This is a genomic window from Mycoplasmopsis glycophila (genome assembly GCF_900660605.1).
GTDB lineage: Bacteria > Bacillota_I > Bacilli_A > Mycoplasmatales > Metamycoplasmataceae > Mycoplasmopsis > Mycoplasmopsis glycophila.
The window spans coordinates 20801-47499 of record NZ_LR215024.1 but is presented as its reverse complement, the minus strand read 5'-3'; the positions used below and the strand labels follow the sequence as shown (position 1 = coordinate 47499).

The following is a 26699-nucleotide window of genomic DNA, read 5'->3' as shown; positions in this document are numbered from 1 at the left end:
CATAGGATAAGGTAAATTATGGCAAGAGATTACGAATTAAAAGATTACCGTAACATCGGTATTATGGCTCACATTGATGCTGGAAAAACTACAACTACAGAAAGAATTTTATTCCACACAGGAAAAATTCACAAAATTGGAGAAACACACGATGGTGCTTCTCAAATGGACTGAATGGCTCAAGAGCAAGAAAGAGGTATTACAATTACTTCTGCTGCTACAACAGCATTCTGAAAAGGAAAAAGAATTAACATTATCGATACCCCAGGACACGTTGACTTCACAGTTGAGGTTGAGCGTTCACTTCGTGTATTAGATGGTGCTGTTGCTGTTTTAGATGCTCAATCAGGAGTTGAACCTCAAACAGAAACAGTTTGAAGACAAGCAACAAACTATAAAGTTCCACGTATCGTTTACGTTAACAAAATGGATAAAGCAGGAGCTGACTTTGCTGCTTCTGTAGCATCAGTTAAACAACGTTTAGGTGGAAATGCAGTTGCTATCCAATGACCTATTGGTGCTGAATCAGATTTCAAAGGAATTATTGATCTTGTTACAAGACAAGCATTCACATACAATGGAGAAGCTCAAGAAGAAGAGTTTCCAACAGAAATTCCTGCTGATTTAGTTGATATTGTTGAAATCAAACGTCAAGAATTACTTGAAGCAGTAGCTAACTTTGACGAAGAACTTATGATGGTTGTTTTAGAAGGTGGAGACATTGATGAAGCAACATTTAAAGCAGCTATTAGAAAAGCAACTTTAACATCAGAATTCTTCCCAGTTGTTTGTGGAACTTCATTCAAAAACAAAGGTGTTAAAAAGATGATCGACGCAGTTGTTGACTATCTTCCATCACCAATTGATGTTCCGGCAATTAAAGCATACTTAGGAGATCAAGAAGTTTCAGTACAAGCAACAGATGATGGTGCTTTCGCTGCACTTGCTTTCAAAGTTATGACTGACCCATTCGTTGGATCATTAACATTCTTCCGTGTATACCGTGGAGTATTAGAAAAAGGAAGCTACGTATATAACTCAACAAAAGAACAAAAAGAACGTATTGGACGTATTCTTCAAATGCACGCAAACAGCCGTGTAGAAATTGATGAATGTCGTGCTGGAGATATTGCTGCTGCTGTTGGACTTAAATTCACAACAACAGGAGATACATTAATCGCCGAAAAATCTGAACCAATTGTTTTAGAAAAAATGGTTTTCCCAGAACCTGTTATTTCTCAAGCTCTTGAACCAGAATCAAAAGCTGCAACAGAAAAACTTTCATTAGGACTTCAAAAACTTGCAGCTGAAGATCCTACATTTAGAACATACACAGATGACGAAACAGGGCAAACAATTATTGCCGGAATGGGTGAATTACACCTTGACATTATTGTTGACCGTCTTAAAAGAGAATTTGGTGTTCAAGCTAAAGTTGGAGCACCTCAAGTTTCATACCGTGAAACAATTACAAAAACAGCTGATGTAGAAGGAAAACACATCAAACAATCTGGAGGTAAAGGACAATACGGACACGTATGAATTAAGTTCGAACCAAACCCAGATGGTGGATTTGAATTTGTTGATAAAATTGTTGGTGGAAAAATTCCTAAAGAATACATTAAATCAATTCAAAAAGGACTTGAAGAAAAAATGGCAGCAGGGATTCTTGCTGGATACCCAATGATTGATGTTAGAGCTACATTATTCGATGGATCATACCACGACGTCGATTCATCAGAAATGGCTTATAAAATAGCTGCTTCTAAAGCTCTTACAAAAGCTAAAGATCAAATCGGAACAGTTCTTCTTGAACCTATTATGGATGTTGCTGTTGTTGTTCCATCAGACCACATGGGAGATGTTATTGGAGACTTATCACGTCGTAGAGGACTTGTTAACGATCAAGAACAAAGAAACGATGGAGCTGTTATCGTTAGAGCACACGTTCCTCTTTCAGAAATGTTCGGTTACTCAACAGAACTTAGATCTATGACAAGTGGACGTGGAACATACCAAATGCAATTCGATCACTACGAAAAAACTCCTAAAAACATTGCTGATGAAATCATCAAACGTAGAAATATCCAATCAAAAGACGAAGAATAATTTTAAATTTATAATTAAAAATCAAGACACAAAATATAGAAAACACTGTATTTTGTGTTTTTTTATCCTGAGTTTCCAAGTTAGACCTCATTTTTTGAGGTCTTTTTTTAACCATATATCGTAGATATATGAATTTTCGAAAAATTTTTATTTTTTACACACTTTACACACTTAAATATGGTATAATATATATGTTATGAAATATAATTTATGCAAGAAAAAACAAAATGGTAAGTATTATTTGGTGTTAGCAATTTCAAAAGGTTTCGGCAAAGGATATGGAAGTCAAGTAGGTTTAGGATACTGAGAAGATATTAAAGAGAAATATAACCTTTCCGAAATTGATGATATTAAACCAATAGCAGCACAAATAAACACTAATTTAAGTAAAAAAGATGTTAAAGCAGAGTTTTTTAAAATGTTGGATCCAACTTCTGTTAAAACTAAATTTCAAAATATCGGAATTGAAGCAATTTACAAGATTATTAAAGAATTGGAGTTATTCAAATCTCTTCCAAAAACTAAACACAAGGCTTTAGAAGAAGTTTTGGATTTTATCATTGCGACTCGTATTTTGATACCAAGAAGTTATACATCACAATTTAAAAATAAAAACGATTTTATAAATAAAATAGATGTTCAAAAATCATCAATTTTTAACTATTTAGATACAGTTTTGGAGCATAAAAATACCATTTTAGCTGATTTGCATAAAAAAATTAACGAGCTAACAAATACAAATGATCATATACTTCATTTTGACAATACAACTGTTTATTTCGAAAGTTTTGAAAGAAAAGGAATAAGAAAAAAAGGCTTTTCAAAAGATGGGAAACATAATGAAGATCAAGTTGTAATTGCTATGTCAGTGGATTCAAATGGAATACCATTTCATTACAAAGTTTTTCCAGGAAATACTGCTGATTCTAAAACAATGATTGATTTTCTTGTTGAAATGAAGAAAATTTACAATATATCAAACTTGACAATAGTTGCAGATCGTGGTTTAAATAACAATGCAAATCTTCGTTTCCTTGAACAAAAAGGCTTCAAATACATTTTCCAAAAAAGAATTGATACATTGAATGAAGAAGGCAGAAATTTTATCGTTGAGGATAAAGATTACATGTACAAAAATGAAATTTTTTCGAAAGAAAGATATGTAGATTCAGTGTGAAACAAAAAGAGATTTAATGGTGAAATAAGAAAACAAATTGTTTACTTTAGTCCAGCAAAACAAACACTTGATAGAATAAAAAGATTAAATTTCTTATCCAAAATAGATAAAAAATCCACAAATCAAAAAATTTGTTTGAGTGATTTAGTGCCTGAATACAAGAAAAAATACATGGATATTGAAGGTAAAACAGTTGCAAAATTGAACTATGAGAAAATTAAAAAAATAGCCGATCAAGACGGTTTTTACATGATTGAAACAAATATTCACAACCTAACAGCTGAAAAAGCTATAGAAATTTACAGACAACAGTGAAAAGTTGAAGAGAATTTTAGAACTTTAAAATCATCAATTCAAATTAGACCAGTATATGTTCACAATGAAAATCATATTTTAGCTCATATACTATTATGTTTTTTATCACTTGTGACATTAAAGTATTGTCTCTTTAAATTAAAGAAATATTATGATGATAATGGAGAAATACAAGAAGTAACTTTAAAAATGCTTATTGACTCTATAAATCTAATAAAAATGTCCAAAAAGGAAGTGAATGGAGAAATTGTAAACACGACAACTAATGAATTTGATGAAGATCATAAAAAATATTTCAAAATTTACAAAGACTTCATTGCTTGCATAGGTTAAATTTATGTGTGTAATTTAAGACACAAAAAAGACGAATATCGCTATATTATAGTAATATTCGTCTTTTTTATGCTTTTTAACTTGGAAACTCAGGACACAAAATATAGAAAACACTGTATTTTGTGTTTTTTTATATTCAAAAACTCTGTGTTGATCAAATTGAATCGAAATTAATTGTTCACAAAGAAACAAAAATAATTTTATTTTGTTATATTTAATATAATTTATTAAAAATAAGGAGAACAAATATATGCAATCAAAATTAAAAAATGATTTTTATGATTATGTTAATAAAGACTGAGAAAAAAGAAAAAAAATCCCCAAAGATTTAAGTACTCTTAGTTCATATTCTGAATTACACCTTGAAATTGAGAAAAAATTAAGAAAATTAGTTGAGGATTGATCAAAAAACAAAAATGTTCCTAACAATCCTCAAATTCAACAAATGATTAAGTTCTACAAAATGCTAAAAAATACCAAAATGCAAGAAAAATTAGGGTGAACACCAGTTAGAAATGAAATTGAAATTATTGATAATTTACAAAAATGAGAAGACTTTGATCAAAATTATTTCTTATTAAGAAAAATTTCTAGCTGAATGCCATATGAGTTTGTTGTTGCTGAAGATTTTGTAAATAACAAAGTATACACGCTTTGATTTGAAGAACCTAGCTTGATTTTACCTTCGAAAGAATATTATGAACGGAAAGAAGCTAAAAAAATTTTAAAAACTATCAAAGAAGTAGCTACAGAACTTTTTGTATCATTTGGAAAAACCAAAAAAGAAGCTTTGGATATTATAGAAAAAGCATATAAAGCAGACTTAAAACTAAAAGAAATTCACTTATCAAGTGCTGAATTACACAAAGTAGAAGTTGTTTATAACCCTTACACAAGCAAGGATTTTGCTAGTTTAAGTAAAAAATTTGATTTATTAGGCCAAGCACAAAAATTAGTTGGCCAAGAAGTTGATCAAATTGTGGTTGTTAACAAAAAATATCTTGAACAACTTGATTCATTATATAGTCAAGACATTTATTTTGAAGAAGTAAAAGCTTTAATGCTTTTAAAAACTATTTTAGGCATTGCTAGATATTTAAATCCATACACTAGATCATTAATGTTTAAAATTTCACAAGTACTCTCTGGTGTAGAAAAACCTAAATCTATTACAAAATGAGCTTATTCAACAACTCTTAGTTTCTTTAGTGAACCGTTGAGTTTATATTATGGTAAAGCAAACTTTAGTGATGAAGCTAAAGCTGATGTTCTAAAAATGATTGACAAAGTTATCAAAGTATATCAAGATAGACTTGCTAAAAACACTTGATTAACAAAAGACACTGCACAAAAAGCAATTGAAAAATTAAATAAAATTAGACCTATGGTAGGATATCCTGATTATATTTACCCTTACTTTGATAAATTTATTGTTACAACATATAAAGAAGGTGGATCACTTACAAGTAACTTCAACCACTTTAGTGATATTATGGAAGAATTCCAATTAAGTTTATACAAAAAAGAAGTTGATCAAAATATTTGAGGAATGAGCTCGTTTGAAGTAAATGCTTATTTTAATCCGCTTGCTAATGTCATTGTATTCCCAGCTGGATATCTTCAAGCTCCCTTTTATGACTATAATCAAAACTCAAGCGCAAACTATGGTGGTTTAGGTATGACTATAGGTCATGAAATTTCACACGCTTTTGATAATAATGGTGCTCAATTTGATGCTAATGGAAGTTTTGAAAACTGATGAACAGAAGCTGATTATGCTGCTTTTAAAGAAAAAACACAATTAATGATTGACTTATTTGATGGTTATGAAACTCCATTTGGAAAAATCAATGGTGAACTTACAGTATCAGAAAATATTGCGGATCAAGGTGGAATTATTTCAGCTCTTGAAGCAGCTCGTACAGAAGCTGATTTTGATATTGAAAAATTCTTTGAAAACTATGCTTACTGTGAAAGAAGCTTAACAAAAAAAGAAACAGCAATTCAAAGACTTTTAACTGATCCGCACTCACCAGCAAAAGAAAGAGTTAATCTTCAACTTATGATTTCAAAAGATTTCCAAGATCACTACAAAATTTCTAAAGAAGATAAAATGTACACTGATCCAAAGAAAATTTTTGAAATATGATAATCTAAATGCAATTTGTGAACATGATTTGCAAATTGTTTTTTTTCTTTCTGGTTAATTTATTAATATAAGATATATATTAAAGCAAATACACAAAAAAGAACTAAATTATTAAAGTTTATAACTTTAGGAAGTGTTGTTACTCCCACTCTTTTTCTAACGACATTAAGTGCTAATTTCAAAAACTCAGAAGAGACTAGTTATCTTCTGTCGCCAAGACAAAGAGATTCTTTAAGAGTTTATATCAGTGGTTTACCAAACTTAAGTTTTGTAGAAAAAAACCACTTTTGATATCGAATCGATAAAAAATTTATGAAGAATTTAATGATTCTATCACATTTGAAGCTTCTAACTTAAATTCTGAAAGAGAAGAGTTTATAGCAGAACTTGAAGCAAATGAAAGTTTGTCTACTGAAATTAAAAACAGATATAAAAATAGAATGTTTCAAGAAGTAAATTTAACAAAAGGTCTAGAAGCGGGTAGAGAAAAACTTCAAACCTTATTAAACGAAGCTAAAAACAACCCTAATTTAGATTTTGCAACGTCACATCCAGTTGAATATTATTTTACAGAGTTTGATAATTTAGATGTTGAATTGCAGCAAAATGTTATTGAAAGCTTAAAAAGCGATGAATTACAATATCAACAACCACAAATTTATTTAGAAAACCTTTCAATCTTAAAAGAAGCACAAAACAGCTTTACAAACTGAAGCAAAAGTCGTTTTCAAGTACAAGAGATAAATAATCTAACTAACCAAATAATAAATGTAGAACTTAAAGAAATTAGTTTTGAAAGCAAATTTTTCAATCTTTATTTAGTGCAAAAAGATGTTTTAGAATTTATTAAAGACTATGTTAGCAATGCAAATTCGTTTATTTTAGCTATTAAATCAAAAAACCTAAATAAAGCTATAGCTAGCGCGGTGTTTTTTAAAAAGAATTATTTTGATAACTACACCATTTTTTGATCGAAGCTAGATTCTTTAAAATATTTTGATAAATCACAAACATTAGATCATGAACATTTAAAAAAACAAATAGAACCTATTTTAATTGATAAAATTACAAAATCTGTTTTTGAAGCTAATATTAGCGAAAATAGAGAAACAAATCCAGAAACAAATTCAAAAAATAATGAGGATACAAAAACAGAAGAAAAAAACAAAGAGAGAAGAAAAAAATAACACTATGACTATTTTGTATATTTTAGGTGGAGCAACACTACTTTTAGCAGGAGTTATTGGTGTAACTTTCTTTTATAAGTCTAGAAAATAAGCTAAATTGATACAAAAATAACCAGTTGAAAAAACTGGTTTTTTGTTTTGGGTAGAACAATTTGCGCTTATTTTGGATTTCTTTTTAAATACCTAAAATAAGAATTAATAAGTTTAGGATTTTCTTCTAGAGCAAGAGATAATTTTTCAAAACCAATAGCTTTATCAATTAATTTATATAATGCAACAACATCTTCTGTTGCGTTATGAGCGTCATATTTAATACCAAACAAAGTACAAAGTATTTCTTGTTTATATCCAACTTCTTTTGGGGTTTGCAAAATGTTTTTAAAGATTTTTATACTATCAAAATACAAGAAATCAGTTTCGATTCTTTCGCTTATTTTGAGTAATTTATTTCGAAGTACACTAATATCAAATGATGCATTATGTGCAATAATAATATAATTACCATTAAAGAATTTTTTGATTTCTGGTCATTGTTCTTTAAAAGAAGGTGCTCTGTTTACTTTTTTTTCATCGACATTTGCTGCTAATACGGATGACATATTTAAAGTAGGCTCTGGTTGGAAATAATATTCTTTAACTCTTTCTTTAGGGGAAGCGGAGGTATCTAAAATAGCCAACTGAACAGGATTCTCGTGAAAATTTCATGTTTCAAAATCAATTATTACAAAAGGTTTGTGTTTTTGAGTTGGAGCAATAGATTGCTCTTCTTTCGCATCAACAGAGGTAGGACTAATTAAATCATCATTTTTTCTCATTTTTTCAAAAGCCTTATTTATTTTTTTAATTTCATCATTTAAGAAAACATTTTTTAAATTAAGATTCTTTTTATCTTTGTTTATCTTAATAAATGTTTCTTCAAAAAGTTCATCATCAACATTTTGATTTGTTTTTTCATCAACTAAGATTTTGATCATTTCTTCGAGTTTGTCATCTTCTATTTCTAGCTTGTAGCTATAGTTGTTTTTAATGTTAAATAAAACAAATTGATATTCTTTATATTTATCATAATCTAGTTTGAGAAGAAGGTATTTATAGATAGCCAATTGATAAAAGTGAGCGGCTTGAACATCGTTTGTAAATTTAAATTCATAAACTACCTTATTCTCATCATCGATAGCATCAATATCACCTTTAATAATATTGTTTTTAGGGCGATAGTTGTGTGTTACCCTAAATTCATAAGTTGCGCTTTCTGGTAAAAAAATACCAAACATTTTGTTAATCATTTCTAAATCATTCTTTGTTAATCAATTTAAATTCTCTTCTGGAATTTGAGAAAGCTGCACAATATTACCTGATTGTAATGTTGAGAACACAATTGTGATAAAAAGAATTTCATTTATTTCAAGTGGTTGTTTAGTAATTTTTTTCAAGATTTGTTCTATTTTTTCAAGAGCTCACGAGTCAAATCTTAGTCTTATTTTAGGATTTGTGCTTTCACGTCTTTCTTTTAATAACTTATTAAATTCTAAAACAAAAAGTTTTGCATCTTTTTTAATTAATGCATTAACTGCAAGAAGGCTACCATTAATATTTGAAACGTTCTCTGTAATTTCTTTATTTTCGCTATTTTTAAAAGTTATTTGATTAGGAATTTGTTTAAAAAAAGTTGTTGGAATTGTTGATATTGGTGTTTCAAAAAGAGTAACAGAGAAAAAAGATTTGATTAAATTATCAACTTTATAATCTAAAAATTTAACAAGCTCTGTTGCGACAAGATCGACTTCATCAATTTTATTTGTTTGATTATCACTAGGTTTTATGTATCCTGTTAATGATTTATTTCAAAAAGTGATGAAATGATTCTTTTCAAGCTGTGAAGGTGAAATCCATGGAAGATAACTTTTTCTAACGTTGTGCACGAGCCAAAGTTCTTTTCGTGCCCTTGTACAAGCGACATAAGTTATATTAGGAACTTTTTTTCGATCAAATTTTTTAGCAAAGCTATCGTAATAACTTTCGTCAAAACTTAAAACAAAAACAATATCTCTTTCAATTCCTTTAGCTTGATGGTATGTCGAAAAGACAAGTTTGTTGCGTGTTTCGATTTCATTGATAACTTTGTCATTATCATTTTTAGTTTGATAAATGTAGATGGTTTTATTTAAGTTTTCATATTTATCAATTTCATCTATTTTTTTGATTAAGTTATTTACCAAAGAAAACTTATCAACACTAGGACTTAAGATCATGATATTTTCTGCACCAAAAGTTTTTGCTTTTTTGTAAATAGTGTCAGCTAGTAAATATAAATTTTGATCATGCAAGTAAAAGTAATTGATTTTATCGTTACTTTGACGATTACCGTATTTTATTATTTCTTTGTTATAGAATATTTTATTGATTAATAATGCGTTGTTTGATGTTAAACGAAAACTAGTAGATAAATTAAGTTCTTTTCACTCTTTGTTGCTTTTAAAAAATGCTTCAGCCCTTTTTAAAAAGAGTGGGCTCGAACCTAAAAACTCGTAAATACACTGTTTTTCGTCTCCTAAAATCATTAAATTATGATCAGAGTTTAAATTATCTTTACGAACTGTATTTTCAGCAAAATGATAATAAATTGGTGTTAAATCTTGTGCTTCATCAATGATTATTAAATCATAAGAAAACATAATGCTAGGAGTTACATTTTCTTTTTGAATCAATTTAATAAGTCCATCATCAGTTCGAGCATCAACTTTGTAGAATTTTTGAGCAAAAGAGTGAAAGGTATAAACATCCAAGTTGTAAATTTGTTCTTTTTCTGCTCTTTGTTTTGTTTCTTCCATCAAAGCACGGTTATAAGTGAAAAGGAGAATTTTTTTCTCTTCTAGAAGTTTTGAAACAGTTAAAACGGTAGTGGTTTTTCCACTACCTGCAACAGCATTGATTTTAACATTGTGACCTTTGAATATATCGTAAAAAATTTTTAATTGCTCGTTTGAAATTTTCATTTAATATCCTTTCTTTAAATTTTACTTAATTTGTTTTGGTTTAATAAAAAAAATCACAGCCTTAACAGCTGTGAAATTTGATTAAACTAATTTTAAGATTTTGTCTTTAAAAGTAATTTTTCCATTTTCAACTAAATAACTTATTGCTTGATCAACAAGTGCTTTTAGTTTTGGTGTTACTGTGCTATATAAGCAAAGTTCAGTAATTTGTTTGTAAATAGTATCTAATGTTGTTTCTTGTACGTAAGTTAAAATTTTGTAAATTCCACTTGCTACTTCAACATAGTAAATACTTGTTAATTTACGTTTGTTTTCTTCTGAAGTTGCTTTTCTGAATTGTATATCATCAACTTTAGTTTGATCAAAAACAAAATCATCAACTACAACAAGTGAACCATCCAAGATAATTAATGTTTCTAAAATTTTTGTAAACTCTGTTTTTAAAGTTTTAGTTAGACTAGGTTTATTGAAAATGATTGGAGCCATTTTCATAAGCTCTTCTTTAGCTACAGGTGCTAAAGTTTTAATTGTTTCTGTAATGTATTCTTGCTTATTAGCAAAGCTATTCATATCAATTGACTCTAATGTAGGGTAGTCTTCAAAAATTTCGTTTAAAGAAACTTCTTGACGTTTTTTAAACTCAATAGGAGTAGTTTTTTCAACTTTTTCTTCTTCGTCTAATTTAGCTTTACTTTTAGCTAATTCAAGTTCAAATTGCTCTTGCTTTTCTTCTTTTTCTTTAATTAGCTTGATTTTTTGTTCTTGTTCTTTTTGCTCTTTTTGTTTAGATTTTTTAAATTCTGCATCTTCAAGAGCTTTTTTGATGAAATTATCTAATTGAATAACTTGTTGTTCTTTATTTTTGAATCAATCTGTTGATCAAATACGATAAATATTTCATCCTCTCATTTCAAGAACTTCTTGTCTTAATCTATCACGATCACGTGCAGATTTAGATGATTGGTATGTAGCACCATCACATTCGATACCTACGATATATTTGTTTTTATTGTTTGGATTAATGATCGCTAAATCAATTTTATATGATGAATTACCAACATTTTCTTTAACTTCGTATCCAAGTTTTTGTAATTCTTTGAGAACACTTTTTTCAAAACCAGCTTGGAAGAGTTGTTTTGCTTTTTCTTGATGTGAAACAACTTTTTTACCTTGACCATATTCAGCAAAAAGTAAGTATTGTTTAAGGAATCTAACCCCTCTAGCTTCTGTTTTGTTTAAGTCAATATCATCTTGAGTAATTGAACTTACTAAAATGGTACATTCTTTAGCACGAGTTGCAGCAACATTAAGACGTTTGTAACCTTGTTGTTGGTTAATTGGTCCAAAACGCATAGCGAAGTGCCCTTTTTCATTTGGTCCATAACAAATACTCATAATAATGATATCTCTTTCGTCCCCTTGAACGGTTTCGATGTTTTTAACAAAGAAAGGATCTTTAAGTTCACGACTAAAGAATGGTTCAAGCGAAGAATCTGATCTTCTTAATTTATTAATTTTTTGTTCAATAAGCATTTGTTGTTTTTTGTTAAATGAAACAACTCCAACGCTTTTTGAAGTTCCGTATTTTTTATAAAGAGTTTTGATAAGTTGGATAATTGTATCTGCTTCAACTTCGTTTTGGTTGTTAATAAATTTACCATCAACTTTGATAAATTGAACTCCTTCAAATTCTTTTGGTTTACGTAATGAAGGGAAAGTGATCAAGTTGTCGTTGTAAATTTCAACGTTTGAAGGTTGGATAAGCTCTTCAAATTTACTACGGTAGTGTCATTTTAATCTAATTGTTGGTAAGAATCCTTTAACAGCATTAAGAATTGATTCGTAATCATCTGTTTCTCCACGTTCGTCTTCTTGTAAAGCTTCATCCGCTGCGTCAGCATTAAAGAAGTTTGTAGGTGGCAATTGGTGTTCATCTCCAACAATGATGTGTTGATTTGCTCTAAATAAAGCACCAACAGCATTTTCAGGGAATACCTGTGAGGCCTCATCGAAAATAACTGTATCAAACACAATTGGACTAGTTTTTAAGAATGAACTAACAGTAAAAGGCGACATCATTAAACAAGGTTTAATCATTAAAATAAGTTCGGGAATTCTTTCGAAAAGAAGTCTAAATGGCATTGATCTACGATCTTTAGTTGCTTCTTTAGCTAGGATTTTAACACTTGCGTTTAATCCTTCGATTGAGTTGATGTTAGGTAAGTTTTGGTAAAGTTGTTGTGTAACTTTTAATTCAGCAATTTTTTGAATTTCTTTTTCAACTTCTCCAAACTCTTCTTTCATAACTTGAATTGCTTCACCGTTATATCCTAAGTTTAAGTTTGCTTCTTCTAAAAAGTGCTCAATTAATAAACCGTAAAATCTCTTGATGAAAATTTCGTAGTAGTCTTCTTTGATTTTGTTTTCAATTAATAAATCAGCAAATTCTTGTAGTCCTGATTTAGCTATTTCGATATAAGCTGTAATAAATTCTAAATAAGCATTTAAACTATTAAAGTTTGAAATATATGTAGAAACATTAAGTTTAGCCATTTTAAGTGAAAGGTTATTAAAGTTGACTTTAGATTCATCAAAGTATGACTGTAATTCTTCAAATTCTCTTAAGACATTTTTAGCTTTATTTAAACTTTCATCAACAATTGGGAAAACATTATTTTTGTTAAATAATCAGTTAATTACAAGTGAAACTCAATCATTATCGTAGAAAAGCACTTCTTTAGATAATTGCATGAATTTTTGGTATCACTTAAGGTCATAAAGAGCATTTTCAACATCTGTAATAGTTGAAAGATTTTTGGTATATGTCACACGTTTAATTAACTCTTCTAATTTTTCACTTCTTGCTTGAATATCTCTAATGAATTTAGTTTCGCTTAAAATTTCTTCATATGTAGCTTTTGCGTCATATCTATAAAGAGTTAATTTGTTTTTAATTTTTCTAAAATCTCATGATAAAAGTCTTGAAGCCATTGATTGTAATTTTTCAAGAACTAAAACATTCTCTTCAGCTTTAAAGTTATTAAGCACTTCTAATTTGTATTTTTGAGCAAGTTGAGTTTTTGATGCTTCAATGATTCTTGATTCTGTAAGAATATCTTCCATTAAAAGAACTTCTTCAGGTAATTCATAAATTCTTTTAATTCTTTCATCAACTGTACGAGCAACTTTAACGTGTTCTAATAAAGCAACCAAGTTTCTTAATGTTTCAACAAAAGGCGCATTATCTTTAAAATAAATATGCATTTTATTTTTAACATTGAGTTCTAGGTATTGTTCAAGATCTTTGATATCTCTTTGCAAGTTAGTGAGCAAGTTTCTAAAGTTTTCTTTTTCTCTGGCTGAATGAACTTCTTTAAAGAAACCATATCATGGGTTTGATTTGATATCAATATCTATGTTGTGAACTTTATTTTGGAAAGTTTCGATTTTCTTTTGTAAATCAAAAAGTTGATCTTGATCAATATTTTTAACATTTTCGATTTCGAAAAATAAACTTTTAATGTTATCTTTTTGTGAGTAAAGACCATAAAGCTCGTATAAACTATGATTTAATGGTTTTCTAATTTCTAAAATTTTCGCATAATAATCATTTAAATCTGCTTTAGTGTTTTTATATCTGTGAATTTTATCTTGTGCATAAAATTGTGGAACACTTGGAATATCTTCGGTACCTTTTAAAAGTGTTGTGTATAGATCTTTAACAACACCTTTTTTATCAAAGTCACTGTCGTGAATAGGTAAAGCAAAAGAACCTAAACCTATTTTATTAAGGTTTCTTCAAACAACGTCAAGAGCAGCTTTTTTCTCTGCAACAAAAAGAATTTTTTTACCACGAGCAATTAATTCTGTAATGATGTTTGTAATTGTTTGAGATTTTCCTGTTCCGGGAGGACCTTCAAGTACAAAACTTTTTCCTAGAATAGCTGATTGAATAGCTGCTTCTTGAGAAGAGTCAGCATCTAGTTTATGGAAGTAGTTTTTTGGATCGATATATTCATCAACTTGTGATTCTCTAACAAGATCATTATCAGCAATTTGTTGTTTTTTAGAAGTTAATTTTTGGTAGAAATCACTATTAATAATTCTTTTTTCATTATCTTCTAAATCTTTAACTAAGTTGATTTTAGTGAAACTAAAAGTAGCAAGTTCAATATTATCTAAAATTTCTCAACGTTTATCGCTAAATTGACTTAATGATTCATTTATTTTGTTTTTATAAGCTTCGTAAATTTCATAAGGGGATGCATCTTCTTTGATTTCTGGAAGGTCTAAATCAAGATCATAATCAACCTTCATTTTTCTAATTAAAGCGTTGTTAATTAAAAGCTCATCATCATTAATTTTTACTTCGAATGCAGCATCAAAAGATTTTTGAGACAATTCTGCATTCATGAATAAAAGAGGAGCATAATGTGTTTTTTTAGAATTTGGATCTTCATATCATTTAAGAAATCCAACAGCAAAGAAAAGCACATCAACAGCATTTTCTTCTTTAAAGAAAGTTGCTGTCTTCATTAAGTTTCTTAAAAATTGTGTTTGTTTAGGCCCGCTAAGGTTAGTGAACAACTCATTTTTATTTTTATTACCTCTTTTGTTACGATAAATTTCTACCAAAGGTAAAATTTCATCGGCTTCATAAAAGTCTTTTTTAGGTAAAATTTGTCCTAAGACTTTTACTTCTTCTTTTCTTGTTCTTTTGAGGGTCATTTCCTCGTCTTCTAAGTCGTCATCATTTTTATCAAAAAGACGAGCAAAAGAAGCTAATTTAGATGAAACTATTTTTTCAAAAAAGTGCTTTAAATCAGGAAATAATATTTGAATAGTTCCTGATTTATTGCTTTTATGATTTAATGCTTTATTATTTAAAGATAAATCAAGTAACTTTTCTTTTCATCTATTTAAAGTAACTACATTTTTAGCCATATTTTAGCCTTTCATTTATTTAAATATTTATATTCATTATTATTATAATTTGTTTTTAAAAATATTTAAAAGATAGCCAATAATAATTTAATACTAATTGAAAATTATTTAAAGAGTGGTAAAATATGTTTAAAGATTTAAGAAATTTAATTTTTGAGATTTAATGCGTTTTTAAAACGCCATTGATCTAGTATAAATTTAAGATTAAAAAGGAGACAAAATGTCAGCAATTAAAAAAATTCACGCACGTGAGGTTTTAGACTCACGTGGTAACCCAACTGTTCAAGTTGAAGTTTACACAGAAGCAGGTGCTTTTGGTTCAGCTATGGTTCCATCAGGTGCTTCAACAGGTTCACGTGAAGCTTTAGAACTTAGAGATAAAGGTACAAAATACGAAAACAATTGATTTGGTGGAAAAGGAGTTATGACAGCTGTTGACCACGTTAACAATGATATCGCTCCTCATTTAGAAGGATTAGAAGTTACAGAACAACGTAAAATTGACTTATTAATGATCAAATTAGATGGAACACCAAACAAAGAAAAATTTGGTGCTAATGCTATTTTAGGAGTTTCATTAGCTGTTGCTCGTGCTGCTGCTAACGAATTAGACTTACCACTTTACAAATATTTAGGTGGATTCAACGGACACCAATTACCAGTTCCAATGTTAAACGTTATTAATGGTGGAGAACACGCTTCAAACACAGTAGACTTCCAAGAGTTTATGATTATGCCGGTTGGAGCTAAAACATTTAGAGAAGCTTTACAAATGGCTAACTTTGTATTCCACAACTTAGCTAAATTACTTAAAAAAGCAGGACACGGTGTTCAAGTTGGTGATGAAGGTGGATTTGCTCCAAACTTCAAATCACACGAAGAAGCTTTAGATTTCTTAGTTGAAGCTATTAAAGTTTCAGGATACGTTCCAGCTAGAGAAGGTGAAAAAGCAGTTGCTATTGCTATGGACTGTGCTTCAAGTGAATTATATGACGGAAAAGTTTATACATTTGGTAAACTTAAACAAGCTATTGAAGAAAAACGTCCAGGATTCGAAAACCTTACAGATGTTAAATTATCATATACATCAGAAGAAATGGGTGAATACCTTAAAGGTCTTGTAAACAAATATCCAATTATTTCTATCGAAGATGGTTTTGCTGAAGGTGATTGAGCAGGATTTGAAAGATTTACAGCTGAAATGGGTGATAAATTACAAATCGTTGGTGACGACTTAACAGTTACAAACACAGCTATCCTTAAAAGAGCTATCGAAGAAAAAGCAATGAACTCAATCTTAATTAAAGTTAACCAAATTGGTTCATTAACAGAAACATTTGATGCTATTCAAATGGCTCAAAAAGCTAACATGACTGCAGTTGTTTCACACCGTTCAGGAGAAACAGAAGATACAACAATCGCTGATATTGCTGTAGCTATGAACGCTGGTCAAATTAAAACAGGTTCAATGTCACGTACAGACCGTATTGCTAAATACAACCGTTTATTAGCAATTGAAGAAGAACTTGGAGAATCAGCTGAATACCAAGGAATTAAATCATTCTACAATATTGTAAAATAATAAAAAAGAAAGAAAAATATCACTTTTTAGTGATATTTTTTTCGTACTTTTTAGTATTATTTAAATAAATATACTTAAAATAAATAATTAAATAATTTAGAAATCATTTAAGGAGCATTTTTATGCATAATAAATTTACCGAACAAGAACAAGTAAGAAGAAATAAACTTGATTTTTATAAAGAAAAAGGAGTTGAAGCTTTTGCAAAAGCAGATAACTTAAAAGCACTTTCATATTCAGATGAGATTGAATCTAAATATGCTCCTTTTTCAAAAGAGGAATTAGCAGAAAAAGCTGAAAGTGTTGCTGTTACTGGTCGTGTTATGACCAAAAGAGGACCTTTTATTGTTTTACAAGACTATCACGGTAGAATTCAAATTTACTTTAACAAAAAAGAAAATGTTGAACTTACAGAAATCGTTGATTCATTTGACCTTGGTGACATCATTTATGTAGTTGGTCAAGTAATGAAGACTAATACTGGAGAAGTTAGTGTTAAAGCAACTGAAATTAAATTATTAACTAAAGCTTTAAAACCACTTCCTGATAAATTCCATGGACTTAGTGATGTTGAAGAGAAATATAGAAGAAGATATGTTGATTTAATCACAAACGAGGAATCTAAAAAAGTTTTCTGAACTAGAACTAAAATCATCAGCGAAATTAGAAGTTACTTTGATAATTTAGAATATATGGAAGTTGAAACTCCATTTTTACATGACTATTTATCAGGTGCTAGTGCACGTCCATTTAAAACTCACCACAACGCTTTAGATCAAGAATTCGTGTTAAGAATAGCAACAGAAATTCCGCTTAAAAAATTATTGGTGGGTGGAATTGACAGAGTTTATGAGATTGGAAGAATTTTTAGAAACGAAGGAATTGACACTACACACAACCCTGAATTTACCTCAATTGAGTTTTATGAAGCATATACTAATTTAGAAGGTATGATGAACCGTACTGAAGAGCTTATTAAAAGAATTGCTCACAAACTTAACAAAACCACAGTTATTAACAAAGGTGTTGAAATTGATTTAACTAAACCATTTAACAGAATTGACATGGTTGAAGCCGTTAGTGAGGCAACAGGACATAACTTTAGAGAAATTTCTTTCGAAGAAGCTGTTGAAGTGGCTAAAAAACATGGTGTAAAAATTCAAAAATTCCACCAATTAGGCCACATCATTAACGAACTTTTTGAAGAATTAATTGAAAAAACATTAATTCAACCTACTTTTGTTTATGGACACCCAATTGAAATTTCACCACTTACAGCTAAAGGTGATGACCCTAGATTTACAGAAAGAGCAGAACTTTTCATCAATACAAAAGAATATGCAAACATGTATACAGAGCTTAGTGATCCAATTGATCAATTAGAGAGATTTGAAGCTCAATTAGAAGAAAAAAACAACGGTAATGATGAAGCTAGTGACATCGACTGAGATTTTATCGATGCAATTGAATACGGAATGCCACCAGCAGGTGGATGTGGAATTGGAATCGACCGTTTAACTATGCTTATGGCAGAAAAAGATTCAATTAGAGATGTTTTATTATTCCCTACAATGAAAAAAAAACAATAATGCTAAACAAAGAGATTGCGTAAGCGATCTTTTTTTGTGCTTTCAGCTTGGAAACTCAGGTTGAAAATCATTTTTTGATATCAAATTATTTTTGCAATCTTCATAACTTTCAAATAGTTCTAGTCATTCGTTTTACTCTAATTGTTTCATCATATTCTCCCTAAAAATACAAAAAACACGAAATATGGTTTTATCGATATTTCGTGTCTTATTTTAAAGAAATTAAGCTAATTGCTTTTATTGTGTAGGATATTGCGATTGAGTAAAAATCAACTTATAACTTAGCGTGGTTTATATATAAATTTCGTATTTCATCAATAGAAACTCTTTTGTTATCTCTCTACAAATCAATAATTAAAACCATTTGCTCTTTGTGACTTAAGGTTAGAAAGAAGTGCAGCACCAGTGTGTATATCTATTATATTTCCGTTCTCTAATATTAATTTGTGAGCGAACAGTTTAAGCCAACAAGACAAAAGCAAGTCCTAAAAGGGGCTTCCTTTTCATTTTCTACGAAAGGAGAATAATTCAAATTGAAATACTCCACAAGAGAGCTTTTGGAGTTTGGTTATTCGCAAGAAGAAACTTTTGAAACACGATCAAAATTGATACTGCTCAAAAAATCAAAGAAAGCATAAAAAGTAAATTTGCTTCTGCTGAAATTGAGCAATTATTAAAAGAATTCAAAGAAAGTCCAAACTTTTTCATAAATGAAGAAGCTTTAGTTAATTTAAAAAATAAACAATTGCTTATCGCTCTTTTGGTTTTTCACCAGATTTCAAAAAAAAGAAGCATTAATTGTTATGACTTTTACAAGAAATTCAATTTTACAAAAGATGAATTTTATAAAACTCTAAAAAAGATTGAAGCTCATTCGAAGCAAATCAAAATTATTAGAGAAAGAATTACAAACAAAAACAAAAAGACAAAGAGCAAATATACACCTACCACAAGAAAATTTATTAAATTTAATGAATTTAACCAAATTGCTTTATGTCTGCTTTTGAATGGTAAGAATTTTGTTTCTTTTTTCAGAATAATGAAAACAAAATACTGAAATAATAAGGGAGCGGAACAACTATGAACCTTACAAATGTCTTAATTTATGAAAAACCGAACTTTTTTATGGAAAATACAATTAGGAATTGAAGAGACTATAAGGCGATTATTTCAAGTCAGTATGACAACAAAGCAATTGAAAAAGATGGTAGATATATCAAAATTTCAGAGCTTAATTTTCAAACTAAACACGAATTATTAAATGACAATACAGAGCATGGGTATGTAGGTGTAGATGCTCAAAAAGAATACAAAAATTGAGAAAATAATTGAAAAAAAAGTCTTAAAAAGAATTATTAATCCACAGTTAAGTGATGAGCAAAAAATTAAGGCAGTTTCTTGATATATTGCTCTAAATGTCTCATACAATTTAACAAATCAAGAAGTAAGTGTCAATTAATTTACAGCAGATGGTTATGGTTTTTATAGTCCGTTTTCTTTATTTAGCAGCGATCGAGAATTAAGATGTGTTGGTTATGCGCAAAATTTCTCAATGGCAATGACTTTACTTGGAATTTCAGTAAGACTAATCGCATGAAATATCTATAATAGAGACGATAATGTTTATACAGGACAGCACGCTTGAAATGAAATGTATATTGACGGCAGATGAAAAGTAGTGGATTGAACTTGGGCTGATAAAACTTATTTTATGGATGAAAGCTACTACAAAAAAGTGAAAAAATAAACTAGGGCACGAAATGTGTTTTATTCATATTTCGTGTCCTAGTTTACCGATTCTTCTAAATGCATATTAGAATCACACAAAACTACAAGAATCTATCTTATCTCTCTTTTTTTGTAATATTAATAAATATGCTATAAATTCTTTATTCAAGATAAAGTGATAATTGCAAGAATTCTAATAAATAATAAATGTTATATACATCTTGAATAATATCTTTTAGAATTCCATTTAATATCACATGTTCATCTGCAGAAAAAGGAATATTAAGTTTCATAAAACCAGCATTTGATTTTATTGTGTAATAAATATGATTGCGTTTTGAGTAAATTTGGAAATTATTATAAGGTAATTTATCTTTTTTCGTATATCAATTCACAGTCATTTCTTGAGCCAGAGGTGTATACATTTTTCTGGCTTTTAATTCATCATAACCGCAAAGACGAACTTTTTTGTTAAAAATATCATTTTCCAATTTTATTTGCCGATCACCTGAAAAAAGCGACTTTTGAGTAAATAAAGAAAAATTAAATTGATTATCTTCTAAATTTTCGGTGCTTAATTTAATAAAAGCATTTCAAGCTTGATATTCAGTTGTTGTTTTGTCGGTGTTTCGATATCAATGAAATAGCACATTTCAAAAATAGACTTGATATTTATTATTTAGTAACAATTTTATTGGCTTATCATATTTTTTAATTTTTGCATCTTTTGGTATTGTGATTGTTCTAAACTCTTTTGCTTCAGCTAAAGAAATTGGTCGAGTGTGCACAACATTTGAATCGTTTAGATTTTCGTCAAAAGATCAAGGATCGTAATTGTAGTTTTCTCCAAAAAGATCGAAAGCTTGCTTGTAAACAAAATTAGTATTTAATGAATTGGCAATTGCTTGTTTTATTCTTCTTTTTTTATTGATTGATAAAAACAAGAAAAGAGCAAAAATTGCAAATAATATTATAGTAATAAAAAGTGAAAACAAGATTCATTTTCAATGACTCTGACTGTTATATTCAAAAGTTGCATTGATACCCAATTTCCAAAAAAGAATAATAAAAATAAAAAAAGATAAAATACCTACGCCTAAAAATGCTCATGCTATGATACTTTGTTTTTTGCTTTTTAATAAAGTTGCTTGATACTTGTTTAAAGTTTGTTTAATTATAAGCTTAACCTCTGGTTCTACTTTTTCTTTAAAAGATGAATAAAATTCATTTAAAGAAATAGGATCTTTAAGAATTCTCATTTATACCTCCTTTGGCATATTTTGAAATTTTCTTACTTTTTTGTTTAGGAATATTTAAAACCAAAGTAAATTCGCCCTTCATAGCATTTTGTGCAATAACTTGCTCTAAAACCTCTCTAGGTTTACCAAAAAATCAATTTTCATGTATTTTAGTGAGCTCTTTTGCCAAGCAAATTTCGCAGGACTCACCAAAAACAGTTTCTAGATCAAGTAAAGTTTTTTCAAGCTTGTGTGGCGAAACGTAAAAGATGTAAGTACCAATGGATAATGTTTGTAGGTAGTTAATTCTCTGGCCACTTTTGTCTTTCATAAATCCACAAAAAGTAAAAGTGTTATCAAAGTTAGAACCCACAAAAGCAACGATAGCAGCATTCACACCTGGAATAATTTCCACTTCAATATTATTTTGTTTTGCTTGCTTAATAACTTCAAATCCTGGATCACTTACAACCGGCATTCCAGCATCTGAAACCAAAGCAACTGAATGTCCACTTTCAATTAGGTTTAAAATACCTTTAGTTGAATTTTTTTCAGTGTAATTATTATATGTAAGTAATTTTTTGTTGCTTATTTCAAAGTGTAAAAGTAATTTATGAGTAACTCGAGTATCTTCACAAGCAATATAATCTACTTCTTTAAGAATTCGAAGAGCACGAAGGGTAATGTCCTCTAAATTTCCGATTGGCGTTCCAACAACATATAACTTACTCATATTTCTCCAATAAATTTAATAGTAATAATTCTTTTTGAATAATAAAATTAGCGTTTTCATTAATAAATTTGAAAAAAGCATCAATAGCTAAAGGAAATTCTATGCTTTTTGGAAATTTTAAAACAAGTTCTTTGCTGATTTGCTTAATTTGTTCTAAATATTTGTTTTTAATTTTTAAATCGTTAAAAAGCACATTTCCAAAAGTTATTAATTTCATTGAATCTAAAAGAAAAATATTTTTTTGTTTGTTTTCTTTAGTTAGCTCATTTAGTAAAAAAGAGTACAAATAATGTTTATTATTTCTTTTGATTGTCTCAATTAAAGCGGCGAGCAATTGATCAAATAATGCTATAAAACTATCTTTTGAGTAATTTTGAGCCTCGCGAAAGTCATCTGCTAAATATGAAGCCACTAAACAAAATGGCTCCAAAGTACCTTGAGAGACAAGTTGTCCATAAATTTCTTGAGCCGACATTGTTAAAGAAACAATTTTTTGTGCCCTTGAGAGAATTGTTGATAAAACATTTTTTTCTTTTGTGGTCGATAGAATAATTAATAAATTATCAAATGGCTCTTCGATTGTTTTCAAAATTGAATTTAAAGCTTGCACAGAAGCTTTTTCGATATTTTTAAGCACAATAATTCTTTTGTCATTTGTATCCTCATAATTTGTTTGTAATGACATATCGTAAAAAGCTTGTTCGATTTCAGCCTTGCCAAGTTCTCCTTGGTCTCCATCAAGCACGATGCAATCATAATTTTTAATTTGTTCAAGCGGCTGTTCTCAGTTTATTTCAAAATCATTGATCTCTTTCAAGAAAGCTAAAATATCTAAATCAATGGTGTTTTTTGATTTACCTACAAAAAGATAAAGGTGTGCTAATTTATTCTCTTTTTTTGCTCATGAAATTGAGTTTAAAACATTTTTATTAAGCATATTTTTGGATATATTCTTGGAATTTAGGGTGCTTATTAAGTTCTGTTCACACAATTTCAAAAACTTCATTAGCAGTTAAAGAAGCGTCAACTGTAATAAATCTTTGCGGCTCTTCTCTTACTAGTTCTAAATAACCATGATAGACTTTTTCGTGAAAAACATTTTGTTCTTTTTCGAGGCGATCAACAATTAAACGATTTTTTTCTCTGCGTTCTTTTGATTTTTCAGGAGAAATGTTAAAAAAGATTGTGATGTCTGGCATTGTCCCGTCAATTACAAGTTCGGTCATTTTACGAACATAATCAAGCCCTAAATTACGTGCAAACCCTTGATATGCGTAAAAACTATCGACATAACGATCACAAAGCACTAAAATATTATTTTCAAGAGCTGGTCAAATGACTTTTTCAAGGTGCATTCTTCTACTTGCTGAATAAAGAAGTGCTTCTGATATATCTGAAATATTTGTTTCTGGGTGTAAAATAATTTCTCTTAATTTTTCTGCTTCAGGAACATTTTTACCACCCGGTTCTCTTGTGAGAATATACTTAAGTCGAGGATATTCTTTTTCTATTTTGTTAACAAGTTTTGTAATGATGGTTGTTTTTCCAGAACCATCTAATCCCTCAAAAGATATAAACATAAGTTCTCCTTCTCTTAATTTTATTTACTTCTGTGAATTAATGATAACTTAAGTGTAATATCATCAATGTAATCTAACGAAGAACCTAGTGGTAGCCCTATTGCTAATTGACTAACTTCAAGTTGCTTTTCGCGTATTTTTTTTCTTAAAATGTTGTTAGTAATTTCTCCTTCTAAAGTAGGAGAAATTCCTAAAATAATTTCATTAAAATTGGTAGAATAACTTACTAAACGATCAATTTCGTTTTGTATTTTACTTAAATCATTTTCTGTTTTAATTAGTTGTTTAAACACAAAATACTTTCCATAATAAAATTTTGCTCGTTCGATTTTTTCAATAATTCCAACATTTTCGACAACTAATAAAATATTGTCACGTTGTGGGTCGTGACAAATAGCACAATTTTCGATATCTTCGACTGCATTACCACATAAAGGGCAGAACTTAATGTTCTCTTTGATTTTCTTCATTAAGTTCGAAATATCAAAAACTTTTTGTGTGTCTGAATTTAGAATTCAAAGCACTATTTTTTCTGCTTGTTTTTTACTAATTCCAGGTATTTTTTTGGCTTGATCAATAAAATTTTCGATAAGATCAGATTTAAACATTAAAATCCGAAACCTGATGGCATTTGTGGCATTGCTTTAGCTTGTTCTTCTTTGATTAAATCAATACCTTCATTGATTGCAATTACAATAAGGTCTTCTAAAATATCTTTATCTTCTGGGTCTACTAAAGCTTCATCAACAATAATTTGTTTTACCAAAAAGTTACCTAACATGATAACTTTAATACCTTGTTTTTCGACAACAAACTCTTTAGCTTCGATTTCTTTTTGCTTTTTCTCCATTTCGTCTTGCATTCTTTTTAATCTTTTAATCATTTCTGGGTTCATAATTTTCTCCTTTTATTCTTTAACTAATTTGATTTGAGATCCAAAGATATCATATGCCGTTTGGGTTTCTGGATCTACATCGCTTTTTAACACTTTGAGTTCTTTAGGCTCATCAACCTCTTTAAAATCTGCAAAATTATTTGATTTTCATTTTATGAAATAATTTTTCAAAATGTCTTTTTCTTCAGTTGTAATCGCTATGATGTTTAAGTATTTACCAAAAATATTCTTAAAGAAACCTTGTAAAGATTGGTTATATTTATTCATATTTAAAGAGTGCACTTTTTCATCGTTAGCAATAATAATGATGTATGTTTGACCTACGTCAATAATTTCAGTTCCTTTGAGAAATCTTAAAACCTCTTGCACTTGCTCTTCATCTGAGTTTTTAAGCATTTTAATTTTTCTTTGAATTTCTTGGATTCTTACAACTGATTTTTGTCGATTTTTTTCTTCCTTAAAATTGTTTGTTAAAAGTTTTGCAACATATTCTAAAGAATATTCTTCTTCAATTGGGCTTGAGATACCTTCATTCATATCGAGCATAATTTCATCAACAGTGATATCAACTGGCTTTTTCTTTTCAAGCATAGCCTCTTCGGTATCTGTGCTATCATGAATTAGAATTTCCTTTGTCATTTGCTTATATTCTTCTGGATTGCTATTAAAAATATATTCTTCATTTTTGGCCACAGGAACTTCAAGTTCAATTTTATTTGATACTTCTTTTTCTAAATTAGCCTTATACATAGGTAAATCACTCGCTTTTTGTTCAGGAGCAATATTAGTGACTAATGTATTTAAACTTGATTCTTTTTGATTTTGTGGAGTTTGCTCAACTTCTTTTTCTGGAACTTTTACACTTTCAATGTTTTGCTTTTCTTCCGCTTTCACCACTTGAGTAGCTACTTGTACTTTTTGTTCTTGTTTTATAGGTTGGATGACTACATTATTTCTTTCGATTATTCGATTAATAATTTTCATCATACCGATTTCTAAAATATCAAATGGGTAGTCACTTCTACTAATTTCGACCATAATTTCAAAAAAACAACCAGAAAGTAAAAACGCAATCTCAAATGAAGGGTATTCGATTTCTTTAAGCTTGTCAATTGTGATATATTCTATGAGTTTTGGATCATTAGTTTTATAAGCAATTATTCATTCTTTGTTGGCTTTAATTAAATTTAATAAAAATTGATTAAGATCAATTCCTTTGTTATTGAAGTCGACAATTTTATTTAAAACATAATCAGCATTACACTTTACAAGTTCATTGAGAAAAACAATAATTTCATTTAAACTGAGTATTCCGTAGTGCTCTTGAATTAATTCTTCAGTTACTTTTCCACTTCCAAAAACACTAATTTGATCAGTTATCGAAAGAGCGTCTCTCATTCCGCCCGAAGATAGGGTAGCAATATTTTTAAGAGCCTTGCTTTCGTACTCTATCCCTTCTTTTCTTAAAATAAGTTCTAAATGTTTTACAATTTCCGGTTCAGTAATTCTTTTAAAATTAAATCTCTGTACTCTAGATAAAATTGTGACCGGAATTTTATGTGGATCTGTCGTTGCTAGAATGAAAATCACGTGCTTCGGAGGTTCTTCTAAAGTTTTTAAAAGAGCATTAAAAGCATTTTTAGTAAGCATATGAGCTTCATCAATAATGTAAATTTTATATCTTGAACGTAGTGGTGATTGCTCGATTTTTTCTTTTAAATCTCTAATTTCGTCCACACCATTATTTGATGCCGCATCCATTTCGATAATATCGATAGAATCATTGATATTTTGTAAGCAATTTTTACAAATTTCAGTAATTTCCTCTGAATGCATACAATTAACTACATTTGAGAAAATTTTGGCTAAAGAGGTTTTTCCTGTCCCTTTTGGACCACTAAATAAATATGCATGCGAAATTTTTCTGGTTTCAATAATATTTTTTAAAGTTTGAACAATGTGTTCTTGTCCAACAACATCATTAAAATTCACTGGGCGGTATTTTCTATAAAGTGTTTTGTAGCTCATTTTTGATTTTCCTTTATTCTATTTTAATTATTATAATTAAAAAAAGTTCTTTATACTGAAAATACAAATTTTAATTTAAAAATGAATGATAAGATTTCTTGGTTTTCATTTTTAAG

At 29.0% G+C, this 26699-nt stretch carries 17 protein-coding genes; 8 read left to right on the top strand and 9 right to left on the bottom strand.

Annotation, left to right across the window (positions count from 1 at the left end; all coding sequences use genetic code 4):
- The first annotated feature begins 18 nt into the window (after window positions 1–18).
- From fusA to EXC46_RS00100, 4 genes are all read left to right on the top strand, one after another.
- Entirely contained in the window at window positions 19–2109 is a 2091-nt protein-coding gene (gene fusA, locus EXC46_RS00115; RefSeq protein WP_027333907.1) for an elongation factor G, read from the top strand.
- Window positions 2110–2305: 196 nt separating this feature from the next.
- On the top strand, window positions 2306–3934 hold the full coding sequence (locus EXC46_RS00110; protein ID WP_084262976.1) for an IS1634 family transposase: 1629 nt from the start codon (window positions 2306–2308) through the stop codon (window positions 3932–3934).
- A 250-nt stretch (window positions 3935–4184) separates the two neighbouring features.
- Window positions 4185–6086, top strand: a complete 1902-nt coding sequence (locus EXC46_RS00105; protein ID WP_027333871.1) for a M13 family metallopeptidase — start codon at window positions 4185–4187, stop codon at window positions 6084–6086.
- Window positions 6087–6523: 437 nt separating this feature from the next.
- Window positions 6524–7270, top strand: coding sequence for a hypothetical protein (locus EXC46_RS00100; protein WP_129622101.1), 747 nt, complete (start codon window positions 6524–6526; stop codon window positions 7268–7270).
- 158 nt (window positions 7271–7428) lie between these two features.
- On the opposite strand, the gene EXC46_RS00095 is transcribed toward EXC46_RS00100, so the two are convergent.
- The gene (locus EXC46_RS00095) at window positions 7429–10266 is read right to left on the bottom strand and encodes a UvrD-helicase domain-containing protein (protein WP_027333873.1); all 2838 of its coding nucleotides are present in this window, start codon (window positions 10264–10266) and stop codon (window positions 7429–7431) included.
- 81 nt (window positions 10267–10347) lie between these two features.
- Window positions 10348–15210, bottom strand: coding sequence for a DUF4011 domain-containing protein (locus EXC46_RS00090; protein WP_027333874.1), 4863 nt, complete (start codon window positions 15208–15210; stop codon window positions 10348–10350).
- A gap of 220 nt (window positions 15211–15430) precedes the next feature.
- On the opposite strand from EXC46_RS00090, the gene eno reads away from it, so the two are divergent.
- From eno to EXC46_RS00070, 4 genes are all read left to right on the top strand, one after another.
- Window positions 15431–16792 (top strand): phosphopyruvate hydratase, encoded by a 1362-nt coding sequence (eno, locus tag EXC46_RS00085; RefSeq protein ID WP_027333875.1) that lies wholly within the window; start codon window positions 15431–15433, stop codon window positions 16790–16792.
- 122 nt (window positions 16793–16914) lie between these two features.
- The gene (lysS, locus tag EXC46_RS00080; RefSeq protein WP_027333876.1) at window positions 16915–18381 is read left to right on the top strand and encodes a lysine--tRNA ligase; all 1467 of its coding nucleotides are present in this window, start codon (window positions 16915–16917) and stop codon (window positions 18379–18381) included.
- Window positions 18382–19461: 1080 nt separating this feature from the next.
- Window positions 19462–19740, top strand: coding sequence for a hypothetical protein (locus tag EXC46_RS00075; protein ID WP_027333895.1), 279 nt, complete (start codon window positions 19462–19464; stop codon window positions 19738–19740).
- Between the two features lie 193 nt (window positions 19741–19933).
- Window positions 19934–20128, top strand: coding sequence for a hypothetical protein (locus EXC46_RS00070; protein WP_027333896.1), 195 nt, complete (start codon window positions 19934–19936; stop codon window positions 20126–20128).
- Window positions 20129–20270: 142 nt separating this feature from the next.
- Here EXC46_RS00070 and EXC46_RS00065 read toward each other — a convergent pair whose 3' ends face one another.
- The 7 genes from EXC46_RS00065 to dnaX are packed head-to-tail and all read right to left on the bottom strand — an operon-like array spanning window position 20271 to window position 26583.
- Window positions 20271–21368 (bottom strand): hypothetical protein, encoded by a 1098-nt coding sequence (locus tag EXC46_RS00065; protein WP_027333897.1) that lies wholly within the window; start codon window positions 21366–21368, stop codon window positions 20271–20273.
- Window positions 21355–22080, bottom strand: a complete 726-nt coding sequence (rsmI, locus tag EXC46_RS00060; RefSeq protein ID WP_027333898.1) for a 16S rRNA (cytidine(1402)-2'-O)-methyltransferase — start codon at window positions 22078–22080, stop codon at window positions 21355–21357. Before rsmI ends, EXC46_RS00065 begins: the two co-directional genes overlap by 14 nt.
- A complete protein-coding gene (locus EXC46_RS00055) occupies window positions 22073–23017 on the bottom strand; it encodes a hypothetical protein (protein WP_027333899.1) in 945 nt (314 codons plus the stop codon). Before EXC46_RS00055 ends, rsmI begins: the two co-directional genes overlap by 8 nt.
- Window positions 23010–23660 carry a dTMP kinase gene (gene tmk / locus EXC46_RS00050; protein ID WP_027333900.1) on the bottom strand — a complete coding sequence of 217 codons (651 nt, stop codon included), beginning with the start codon at window positions 23658–23660 and terminating at the stop codon, window positions 23010–23012. Before tmk ends, EXC46_RS00055 begins: the two co-directional genes overlap by 8 nt.
- A gap of 20 nt (window positions 23661–23680) precedes the next feature.
- Window positions 23681–24268, bottom strand: a complete 588-nt coding sequence (locus EXC46_RS00045) for a toprim domain-containing protein (RefSeq protein ID WP_027333901.1) — start codon at window positions 24266–24268, stop codon at window positions 23681–23683.
- A complete protein-coding gene (locus tag EXC46_RS00040; protein WP_027333902.1) occupies window positions 24268–24555 on the bottom strand; it encodes a YbaB/EbfC family nucleoid-associated protein in 288 nt (95 codons plus the stop codon). Before EXC46_RS00040 ends, EXC46_RS00045 begins: the two co-directional genes overlap by 1 nt.
- A gap of 12 nt (window positions 24556–24567) precedes the next feature.
- Window positions 24568–26583, bottom strand: coding sequence for a DNA polymerase III subunit gamma/tau (gene dnaX, locus EXC46_RS00035; RefSeq protein WP_052353029.1), 2016 nt, complete (start codon window positions 26581–26583; stop codon window positions 24568–24570).
- Window positions 26584–26699: the final 116 nt, after the last annotated feature.